Annotated in this window: 10 protein-coding genes; 2 read left to right on the forward strand and 8 right to left on the reverse strand. The window is 76.0% G+C overall.

All coding sequences use genetic code 11. From position 1 onward, the window contains the following. Positions 1-149: 149 nt before the first annotated feature. The 5 genes from ACFWEG_RS15170 to ACFWEG_RS15190 form a co-directional block, all read right to left on the reverse strand. Positions 150-989, reverse strand: coding sequence for a GvpL/GvpF family gas vesicle protein (locus ACFWEG_RS15170; RefSeq protein WP_387214472.1), 840 nt, complete (start codon positions 987-989; stop codon positions 150-152). Between the two features lie 87 nt (positions 990-1,076). Then, entirely contained in the window at positions 1,077-1,781 is a 705-nt protein-coding gene (locus ACFWEG_RS15175; protein ID WP_387214475.1) for a glycosyltransferase, read from the reverse strand. Then, complete coding sequence (locus tag ACFWEG_RS15180; RefSeq protein ID WP_387214504.1) at positions 1,778-2,365, reverse strand: class I SAM-dependent methyltransferase; 588 nt, start codon at positions 2,363-2,365, stop codon at positions 1,778-1,780. Before ACFWEG_RS15180 ends, ACFWEG_RS15175 begins: the two co-directional genes overlap by 4 nt. Before the next feature lie 164 nt (positions 2,366-2,529). Then, the gene (locus ACFWEG_RS15185) at positions 2,530-3,327 is read right to left on the reverse strand and encodes a PIG-L deacetylase family protein (protein WP_387214478.1); all 798 of its coding nucleotides are present in this window, start codon (positions 3,325-3,327) and stop codon (positions 2,530-2,532) included. Continuing rightward, positions 3,320-4,324 carry an acyl-CoA dehydrogenase family protein gene (locus ACFWEG_RS15190; RefSeq protein WP_387214481.1) on the reverse strand — a complete coding sequence of 335 codons (1,005 nt, stop codon included), beginning with the start codon at positions 4,322-4,324 and terminating at the stop codon, positions 3,320-3,322. The genes ACFWEG_RS15185 and ACFWEG_RS15190 overlap by 8 nt, the downstream gene beginning before the upstream one ends. A 405-nt stretch (positions 4,325-4,729) precedes the next feature. On the opposite strand from ACFWEG_RS15190, the gene ACFWEG_RS15195 reads away from it, so the two are divergent. Then, the gene (locus tag ACFWEG_RS15195; RefSeq protein WP_387214484.1) at positions 4,730-5,827 is read left to right on the forward strand and encodes a DUF4037 domain-containing protein; all 1,098 of its coding nucleotides are present in this window, start codon (positions 4,730-4,732) and stop codon (positions 5,825-5,827) included. Between the two features lie 79 nt (positions 5,828-5,906). Here the strand turns inward: ACFWEG_RS15195 and ACFWEG_RS15200 are convergent, their stop codons facing one another. Genes ACFWEG_RS15200 through ACFWEG_RS15210 form a run of 3 tightly spaced genes read right to left on the reverse strand, consistent with a single transcriptional unit; the run spans position 5,907 to position 9,061 of the window. Next, entirely contained in the window at positions 5,907-6,323 is a 417-nt protein-coding gene (locus ACFWEG_RS15200) for a universal stress protein (RefSeq protein ID WP_387214486.1), read from the reverse strand. Between the two features lies 1 nt (position 6,324). After that, on the reverse strand, positions 6,325-7,818 hold the full coding sequence (locus ACFWEG_RS15205) for an APC family permease (RefSeq protein ID WP_387214489.1): 1,494 nt from the start codon (positions 7,816-7,818) through the stop codon (positions 6,325-6,327). 31 nt (positions 7,819-7,849) lie between these two features. Next, the gene (locus ACFWEG_RS15210) at positions 7,850-9,061 is read right to left on the reverse strand and encodes a saccharopine dehydrogenase family protein (RefSeq protein ID WP_387214492.1); all 1,212 of its coding nucleotides are present in this window, start codon (positions 9,059-9,061) and stop codon (positions 7,850-7,852) included. A gap of 116 nt (positions 9,062-9,177) precedes the next feature. Here ACFWEG_RS15210 and ACFWEG_RS15215 point away from each other — a divergent pair. Further along, the coding region (locus tag ACFWEG_RS15215) for a TetR/AcrR family transcriptional regulator (RefSeq protein WP_387214495.1) at positions 9,178-9,978 on the forward strand (801 nt) is incomplete at its 3' end.

Consider the following 9,978-nt stretch of genomic DNA (forward strand, 5'->3'; position numbering starts at 1 on the left):
GACGGGGTCGTATGCGTCGCAGATCACGCCCGTGACGGGTCGTGCGCGTCGCGGCGTCAGGGACGTCCCGCACGTCATGTACGTCCCCGGTGCCGCACGTCACCGCAGCAGCGCCACCGCTCACCGCAGGGTCGCGCACCCCGCGGGCGTCATGCGATGAGTGCCTCCACCGGCGGTGTGCCGTCCGCCGCGGGCGGTCCGGCGGTGGGGGGCGCGGCCTCGTCCGCGAAGGAGTAGGCCACCCACGGTCCGGTCACCTCGATCTCCACCTCCGACTCCGCGAACTCCGCCTCGGCGCACAGGAGTTGGACCCGCTCGGCGAGCTCCGCACCCCGCTCGCGCGCCAGCAGGTACGCCGCGTTCAGCACCTGCGTGCGGTCGGGGCCCGCCGTACCGGGACCGTGCGGGTCCCGTCGGACCGCGGCCTCCGCGAGCGCGCCCACCTCGCGGTCGACCAGCTCGGCCGCCGCGGCGGCCCGCGCGCGCCGCCGGGTGCGCTCCTGCCGGCGCCCGATCACCTGCGCCAGGTAGGCCCGGCCGCACGGCGGGGGCCCCGCGGCGTCCTCCGGCGCGGGCTCCGGCGGATCGGCGAAGCTGACCCGCACGGCCCACTCCGCGCGCCCCGCGAGCCGCCGCAGCACGGCGTCGAACTTCGGCCCGTCCGCCGCAAGTTCGGCCGCAGCCTCCTCGGCCGACGCGAACACCGTCCCCGCCGGCAGCGGCACCACCTCGCCGTCGGCCGCGAACCCGGTCACGACCGCGTGGTGGGTGCGCACGCACCACTCCCGCCCGTCCTCCGGCGGGGCCGGGACCTCCTGCACCACGGCCCACAGCGCGCCCACCGGGGTGATGCGAAGGGTGCCGCCGTCCGGGTGGCCGGCGAGCCCCGGCGGCAGGGGCGGTTCCTGCGTGCGGCGGACGGCGAACACGCAGACGGTGCGGGGGCCGGTGGGAGCCGCTCCGGGGCGCCGCGCGCGTGATTCCGTCATACGGGCCACTGTCGTCCGGTGCGGGGGCGACGGCTCGGGCTGCTGGGCCGTTCGGGTCACGCCCATGAGCCGGAGGCAGCGCCCCGCTCAGGCCGGCTCGCCCAGCGACCGCAGGAACGCGCCGAAGCCGTGCGGTGCGCGCGGCGCGGTCCGGCCGGACGTGGCGACGGGGCAGGCGTCCGTGCGCAGGACCCGGGCGCCTGCGGGGAGGGCCGCGACCAGTGCGCGGTCCTCCCCGTGCGGCACGGCGGGGAAGCCGCCCGCCCGCAGGTAGGTGTCGGCGCGGACGCCGAGGTTCGCCCCGTGCACGTGCGGGTGCACCCAGCCGGGCCCGTCGCGCCCCGCGAAGTAGTGGGCGTCGTGCAGCGCCCGCACGGACGCCGCGAGCGGCGGGAACGGGGCGATGCGCACCGTGCCGACCACGCACTCCCAGCCCTCGCGGGCGCGGTGCAGCTGGTGGGCCAGCCACTCGGGCGGGACCCCGCAGTCCGCGTCGGTGGTGGCGATCCAGGTCGCCTCCGGGCGCGCCCCGCACCGTGCGAGGCCCTGCCGGACGGCGGCCGCCCGGGCGGCGCCGGCCATCCGGTGGCCGACCTCGACGACGTCGGCCCCGAGCCGGGCGGCGACCGCCGCGGTGGCGTCCGTGCAGGCGTCCGCGGCGACGACGAGGACGCTCGGCGCGAGCCCGGGGTGGCGCAGGGCGCGGTGGACCGAGCGGAGGGCTGCGGGCAGGCCGGCGGCCTCGTCGTGGGCGGGGAGCGCGACGACCAGCGCGTCGATGCGGACGCTCACACCAGTCCCTCCGCCGCGGCCGGGGAGGGGGGTGGCGTGCCGTCGGCCAGCGGGCGGGCGAAGGTGGCGAGGGTGAAGTCGGGGTCGGCGAGGACGGGGCCGGGCAGGAGGCCGGGGACCTCCGCCAGGTACGGCTGCAACTGGGCCCCGGTGAGCCGGTGTTCGGGCACGGGGTGGTTCCAGTGGACGGTCACCAGCGAGCCGCCGGGCTCCAGGCTGTCGGCGGTCAGCCGCAGGATCTCCCGCAGCCGCTCGTCGTCGAAGTAGTAGAGCAGCTCGGACAGGACGACGAGGTCGAACCGCCCGTCCGGCCACTCCTCGGGGACGACCAGCCGGCGCACGCTGACGTTCGGCTGGTCGCGGGTGCGGGCCGCCGCCGCCGCGACCGCCCGCTCCACCCGGTCCGCGCCGAGCACCTCGTCGCACCGTCCGGCGAGCATTCGGGTCAACACCCCTACGGAGCAGCCGGGTTCGAAGGCACGGCGGTAGCGGGGGCGGGGCAGGGCGGCGAGCGTCAGGGCGTACTTGCGCCGCTCGTACCAGCGGCCGGCCAGGTCCCAGGGGTCGTCGGTGCCGGCGTACATGCGGCTGAAGTACGCCTCAGGGGTGGCCGGTTGGGCGTCGCCCGCGCTGCCCTCGCGACGTGGAGGCCCGCCCGCTGCCCGCGTGCCGTTCTCGGACAGCGCACCGTTCCCGGGCCGCCCGCCGTTCTCGGGCCGCCCGCCGTCCGTCCGCGATGCCGGCCCGGTCACGCGGATCCCTCCTCGACGAGAACGGTCTCGAACGCCCGCAGGTGGTGGGCGAGTTCGTCCGGCGGCAGGACCACCGCCGGGTGGTCGGCGAGCGGCGCGATCTGGGTGCGGAAGCACCGGACGGCCGTCTCCTTGCGCCGCACGGCCCCCGGGTCGAGCGGCAGCCGCCGCGCCCGCTCCCACGGCACCCGCGGATCGCCGGGCGCGGCCCAGTGCCACATCCACACCGGGTACTCCCACAACCGCGCCCCCGCCGCCCGCGCGGCCGTCCGCGCCGCGCGGCCCGCCGCCTCGTGGTCGGCGTGCAGGTCGCCGCGCCACGGGGCCACGCACAGCCCCGCCCCGGTCTCCCGCAGCAGCCGTTCCACCCGCGCGGCGACCTCGGCCTCCGCCGCGTCGACGCCGGTGTCGGCGACCCCCATCCGGTGCCGCAGCGCCGGGTCGAGGCCGAGCACGTCGAGCGCCTGCGCCAGCTCCGCCCGCCGCACCCGCGCCAGCTCCGGCGGCGGCAGCACCCGGCTGCCGGGGTGGGAGCCCTCCCCGTCCGTCACCGTGAGGACGTGCACCGCGCGTCCGGCCGCCGCCAGCGCGCTCGCGGTGCCGCCGAAGCCGAGCACCTCGTCGTCGGGGTGCGCGGCGACGACGACCACCGGCCCGTCCGGCACCACCGCCTCGGCCCACTCCCCGGCCGCCGCCCACCCGGCCCACGCCTCCTCGGCCGTCCCGGCCCCGTCGATCGCCTCGGCGGCCCGCCGCCGTTCGGCGGCGCGCCCGGTGACGCCCTGGTCAGTCATCGCTGTCCTCCTCCTCGGCCTTCTCGGCCTTCCCGGCCGCGACCATGCCGCCCAGTGCGGCGAGGTCGCGTTCGGCGTGGTGCTGGCGGATGTAGACGGTGAGGTCGGCGACGCGCTGCGCGTGCTCGGCGTCGTGGCAGAGCGGGCCGGCGCCGAGTGCGCGGCCGACCTCGTCCAGGACGCGGGCGCAGACGTCCGCGACGAGGGCGCGCACCCGGGCCGCGCGCAGCTCCGCGGGCGGGCCCGCGTCGTACGGCGCGGCGTCGATCGCGTCCGCGGCGGCGTCGAGCGCGCACTGCGCGGCGTGCAGGGCCACGTCGACGGCGCCGAGGTGGGCCGCCGTCAGCGGGTCGGGGTCGCGGCTCCTCGCCCGGGCGAGGAGCGCGTCGGCGACCCCCCGCGCCCCGCCGAGCCAGCACGCGGCCACGCCCACGCCGCCGTGCGTGAACCCGGGCCGCCGCAGGTAGGCGTCGACCCCGCCGATCGCCCGCGCGGGCACGCCCGTGAACCGCACGTCCGGGCTGTCGCTCCCCGCCATGCCCACCGCGCGCCACGTCCCCTCCACCGGCGCGTACCCGGCGTGCCCGGTCGCGACGGCGAACAGCCTCCGGCCGTCCGCCGTGTCCGCGGTGACCAGCGCGTGCGTGCAGCTGTGCGCGCCGGAGCAGTACGGCTTCACGCCGTCGAGCACCCAGCCGCCCGCCGCGTCCGGCCGCGCGTCGAGGCTCGCCCCCGGCGGCTGCGCCGCCCACACCCCCCACCGCTCCCCCGGCCCCGGCGCCGGTCCGCCCAGCTCCGCCAGGATCGCCACGGCGTCGGCGTGCCCCTCGGCCAGCCGCGCGAACGACAGGTCCGCGCGGGCCAGGGACTGCAGGGCCGCGAAGCGCGTACGGGTGTGCCCGGAACCGGGCAGGGGAAGCTCTGCGCCGTCACCGGCGGCCCACTGCGCGAACCGCTCGGCGGGGGCGCGCCGAGGGGTGGTCGATGATGCGGTCATTCCTCAGGGGTATACCGAGAGATCGTTCTCATGCATCGCGAGCGACGCGAATGTTCGCGCGAACGGGGTCCACCCGGCGGGCCAGGTGCCCGCCCGGCAGGCACGAGCGCCACACAGCAAGCGCAAGAGCCTGCGCCGCAGGCGGGGGCCCACGCGGCAGCCCCGACGCCGAGGCCGCCGAGGCCCCGCACCAAGGACGGGCGAGGGGGCCGCACAGCAAGCGCGGGGAGCCGCCCGACGCACGGGAAGGCCCCGCAACGAGCCCGGGGGTCGCTCAGCGAGCGGAGGGGCTCGGCGAGCGGGGGTGCGCCGGTTCGGAGCCCCGCCGAGGGAGGCGCCCGCAGCGGCCCCGCCCGGTGGGGGAATCCGCTCGCCCTCCCGGGTGGAAGGGGCCAGGGTGAGGCCATGAGCCCCGTCTTCCTCCCCGGCCTCGAACTCTCGCGCGTGCTCTACGAGGACGCCGTACGGCCGATCCTCGACGACGCCTTCCCGCACCTCTCCTACGCCGCCGCCCGCGTCGGCCCGGGCTCCGAGGTGCTCGGCTTCGACACCGCGCGCTCGGCGGACCACGACTGGGGCCCGCGCCTGGAGCTCTTCCTGTCCCCGGACGACGCCGACGCGTACGCCGACGACATCCGGCATGTCCTGGCCGCGCGCCTGCCGGCGGAGGTCCGCGGCTGGCCGACCCACTTCGTGCACAGCGAGGACCCGGCGGATCCGGTCAGCTTCATGCGCGCACCCGACGGCGCGACCGTCGACCACCGCGTGACCGTCCACGACGTCCCCGCGTGGACGTCCGCACGCCTCGGCCCGATGCCATCCGAGGCCGCCCCGGACACCCTCACCTGGCTCTCACTTCCTCAGCAGCACCTCGCCGAACTCACCGGCGGCGCCGTCTTCCACGACGGCCCCGGCGACCTGACCGCGCTCCGGGAGCGCCTCGCCTGGTACCCGGACCAGGTCTGGCGCTACCTGCTCGCGGCGCAGTGGCAGCGGCTGTCCCAGGAGGAGGCGTTCGTCGGCCGCTGCGCGGAGGTCGGCGACGACCTGGGCTCGGCGGTCGTTGCCGGCCGCCTGGTCCGCGACCTGATGCGCCTGTGCCTGCTGCTGGAGCGCCGCTACGCCCCGTACGCCAAGTGGCTCGGCAGCGCGTTCGCCCGCCTGGAGATCGCGCCCGCCCTCACCCCCGCACTGCGCGCCGCGCTCGCCGCGACGGACCCCGCCGACCGCGAACGCCACCTCTGCGACGCCTACGAGACGGTCGCCGCCGCCTACAACGCCCTCGGCCTCACCGCGCCGCTGGACCCCGCCCGCCGCCCCTACCACTCCCGCCCGTTCCTCGTCCTCCACGCCGAACGCTTCGCCCACGCCCTCGCGGCCACCCTCACCGACCCGGTCCTGCGCGCCCTCCCCCTCACCGGCTCCGTCGACCAGTGGTCCGACTCCACCGACCTCCTCGGCCACCCCGCGGCGGTCCGCGCGGCGACCCACGCGCTCGGGTGAGCCGGGACGTCCGGGCTGCGACCACGACGAACGGGACCGGGCGGGCGCAGGCCCGGCCGGTCCCGTTCGGGGGGCCTGGTCAGTCGCCGGTCGGGACGCAGAGGACCGGGACCGGGGAGAGGTGGAGCAGCTTGTGCGGGGTGGAGCCGAGGAGCGCGCCCCGCATGGGGCTCTCCCCCCAGCTCCCGACGACGATGACCCGCGCCGCGTGCCGCTGCGCCGCGTCGATCAGCGCCTGCGCCGGCTTCGCGTCGAGGATCTCGACGGTGGTCGCGACCCTCTCCGCGGACGCCGCCTCGACCGCGCGGTCGAGGGCGCGGCGCCCGGTCTGCTGGAGCGCCGCGAGATGGCTCCGGTACTCCTCGCCGACCCCGCCGGGCGCCGCCGCACCGTAGACGAGCACGAGCCGTTCGTCGAACGCCCGTGCCACCGAGACGGCGACGTGCAGGGCGCGCTCCGCCCCGCTGGACTCGTCGTATCCGAGGACGACCGCCATGTCAGAGCTCCTTCCCGTCCGTGGCCCCGGGCAGGACGCCGGGGCGCTCCGACCAGTAGGCCGCCGAGTACACCCGCCGGACGAGCATGACGACCACTCCGGTGACCGCGATCCCGATGGCGATGACCAGCGGCGGCGCGAGCCCGAACCAGGAGACGCCGCTGTAGGAGTTCGCCGGGTCGGACATGTCGACGATCGACTCGACGAGCAGCCACGCGAGCAGCGCCGCCCCGATCAGCGGCCCGGCCCCGATGAAGAGGAACTCGCGCACGCTGTGCGTCAGCCTGCGCCGGTAGTACACCGCGCAGGCCACGCCGGTGAGCGCGTAGTAGAACGCGATGAGCAGCGACAGCGCGGTCAGCGAGTCGAACAGCGCGTTGACGCTGATCCGGCTGACCACGAGGTACCAGGCGATGGCGACGCCCGCGACCCACCACGTGCTGGTGTCCGGGGTGCGGAAGCGCGGGTGGATGCGGGCGAAGTGGGCCGGCAGCGCCTGGCGGCGGGCCATCGACAGGACGGTCCGGGAGGCCGGGATGATCGTCGTCTGCGTGGAGGCGAGCGCGGAGGTGCACACCGCGAGCAGCAGGAGCCAGTCCCAGCCGCCCATGACCTGGCTCGCGAGCGTCGCGAAGATCGCCTCCTCCTCGTCGGCGTTGTCCGCGAGGAACGCGGTGCCGGCGAAGGCGACGACGGCGAACGCGACCGACACGTAGGTCACGAGCAGGACGATCGTCGACCAGACGCCCGCCCTGCCCGGCGCGCTGGCGGAGTCCTCGACCTCCTCGGTGAGGTTGACGGCCGACTCCCAGCCCCAGTAGACGAACACCCCGAGCAGGAGTCCGCCGGTCAGGGCCGCGCCGCCGGCCCCGAACGGGTTGAGCCAGCCGCCGGCCGGGGTGAGCGAGTCGGCCGTCGCCGTCCCCTGGTAGACCCGGTAGAGGGCGACGGCGGCGAAGGCGATCAGGCAGGCGACCTGGGCGAGGATGAGGACGTTCTGCACCTTCGCCGACGCCTCGGTGCCGATGACGCACACGGCCGTCATCCCGAGGATGAGCAGCACGGTCAGCGACTGGCGGACGGCGTCGTTGGCCGCCCAGTCGTCGAGCCCGACGGTGAGCAGGCCGAAGGTGACCGCGACGTCGGCGAGCGAGCCGACGACGAGGACGCCGGTCATCGCCACCGCCCAGCCGCCGAGCCAGCCGGCCCAGGGGCCCATCGCCCGGGTGACCCAGGAGAAGGTGGTGCCGCAGTCCTGGTCGGCCTTGTTCAGGTAGTAGAAGGCCGAGGCGATCAGCAGCATCGGCACGAAGGAGGCGAGCAGGACGCCGGGGGCGTAGACGCCCACGAGCGCCACGACCGGGCCGATGGCGGCGGCCAGGGAGTACGCCGGGGACGTGGAGTTCAGGCCGATGACGAGCGCGTCGGTGAACCCGATCGCGTCGGCCTTGAGTCCGGGTTGCGGGGCGGCTGCGCCCGCGGTGTCGTCTTTCATGTCCCTCCTCCGGGAGGTCGGCGCGGTCGGATCACTGCTCGCGCAGGCCCCAGGGGGAGCCGTACTCGGTCAGCAGGTCCAGGAACGGCTGGGGGGCGAAGGCCTCCGCGCCGAGGATGCCGGCGCCGGTCCAGGTGCCGTTCGCGACGAGCTCCAGGGCGACGACGGGGTTGATGGCCGTCTGCCAGACGACGGCCTGGGAGCCGTACTCCTTCATCGACCACTGGTTGTCGACGACGTGGTAGAGGTACACCTCGCGCGGCCGGCCGTCCTTGGTGCCCTTGACCCAGGTGCCGGCGCAGGTCTTGCCGTGCATGCGCTCGCCGAGCGTCGCCGGGTCGGGCAGGCAGGCCGCGACGACGTCGCGCGGGGAGACCTCGACGCCGCCGGGGAGCCTCACCTTCTCGGTGCGGTCCAGGCCGAGCTTGTGCAGCGTCTTGAGGGTGTCGATGAACTCGTCGCCGAGCCCGTACTTGAACGTGACGCGCTCGGCGTCGACCCAGCGCGGGATCAGCAGCACCTCCTCGTGCTCGACGTTGACGCACTCGACCGGGCCGATGCCCTCGGGGAAGTCGAAGACCTCCGGCTCGCTGAAGGGCGCGGTGGTGAACCAGCCGCGGTCCTTCTCCCAGATCACCGGCGGGTTGAGGCACTCCTCGATCGTCGTCCAGATGGAGAACGAGGGGGCGAAGTCGTAGCCGTCGACGGTGAGGTTCGCGCCGTCGCGGACGCCGATCTCCTCGATCTCGTCGAACAGCTCCTCGGCGGCGTAGCGGGCGAAGACGTCGGAGAGCCCGGGTTCGACGCCGACGCCGACGAGCGCGAGCCTCCCGGCCTTCTCCCAGGCCCCGGCCTGCTCGAACTGGCCGTCGCCGAGCTTGACGCCGCACTCCTCGTACGGGCGCTCCGGGTGCGGGGCGGAGAGGGACATCGCCATGTCCAGGTAGTGCGCCCCGGCGGCGAGCGCGGCCTCGAAGAGCGGCATCACGAAGCGGGGGTCGGTTGCGTTGAGCAGCACGTCGCAGCGCTCGGCGCGGAGCAGCTCGGTGACCGCGGCCCGGTCGGACGCGTCGACGCGCGCGGCGCTGAAGCGGGTGCCGTCGGCGCCGAGCGCGGCGACGGCCGCCTCGGCGCGGGTGACGTCGTAGTCGGCGACGACCATGTGGTCGAAGAACGAGCGGCGGGCGGCGATCTTGGTGATCGCGGTGCCCACACCGCCCGCTCCGACGAGGAGTACGCGCATGACAAGGGTTCCTTTCCTCGGGGAGGCCTTGGATGCGTCATGTAACGGGGGCGGGCCGATGATCGTCAACGGTGTTGGCATAAGGTGGCGGGCAGTGCGGCGGAGAGGGGACGGGCATGGCGAAGGACGTGGTCGCGGAGTCGGACCGGCGACGCAGGAAGCCCACGAAGCAGGGCGTCGTCCTCTCCCAGAATCTCATCGTTGAGACCGCTTTGCGCATGCTGCGCGAGCACGGGCGGGAGGGGATGACCGTCCGGCGTCTCGGCGTCGCGCTCGGTGCGGATCCCAGCAGCCTCTACCGCTACTTCCGCGGCACGGACGACCTGACGCTGGCCATCGCCGACGAGCTGATCGGGCGGGCGATGCGGGGCTGGGCGGCCACGGGCGACTGGCGGGCGGACCTGCGCGAGATCGGCCTGCGCATCCACACCGCCTACCTCGACCATCCGGAGGCGGCCGTCCTCACCGCGAGCCGGGTCAGCGGCCGGGCCAACGAGATCGCCAGCGACGAGCTGGTCCTCGGCATCCTGCGCGCGACGGGGCTGCCCGATGCCGACGTCGTCCGGATCTACCAGGCCTTCATCGACCAGACCCTCGCCTTCGCCGCGCTCGACGCGGCGAGCCTGGCCCTGCCCGCGACCGCCCGCGCCGCGGACGAGGAGGTCTGGGCGGCCACCTACGCCCGCCTCTCCCCCGCCACCCACCCCCACATCGCGGCCACGGCCCCCCTCCTCGTCGCCCGCATGAACCACAGCGCGTACCCCACCGCCCTGGACATGCTCCTCGACAGCGCGGAGGCGACGCTCCGGGCGCGGGCGGCGGGGGGCTGCTCGGCACGGGGCGGGACCCCGGGCAGGCCGCCGCCCTGCCCGGACGGCTCGATCCGCGCGTGGGACGGCGGGACGAGTCCGGGCGCG

This window comes from Streptomyces sp. NPDC060194 (assembly GCF_042728285.1).
Classification (GTDB): domain Bacteria; phylum Actinomycetota; class Actinomycetes; order Streptomycetales; family Streptomycetaceae; genus Streptomyces.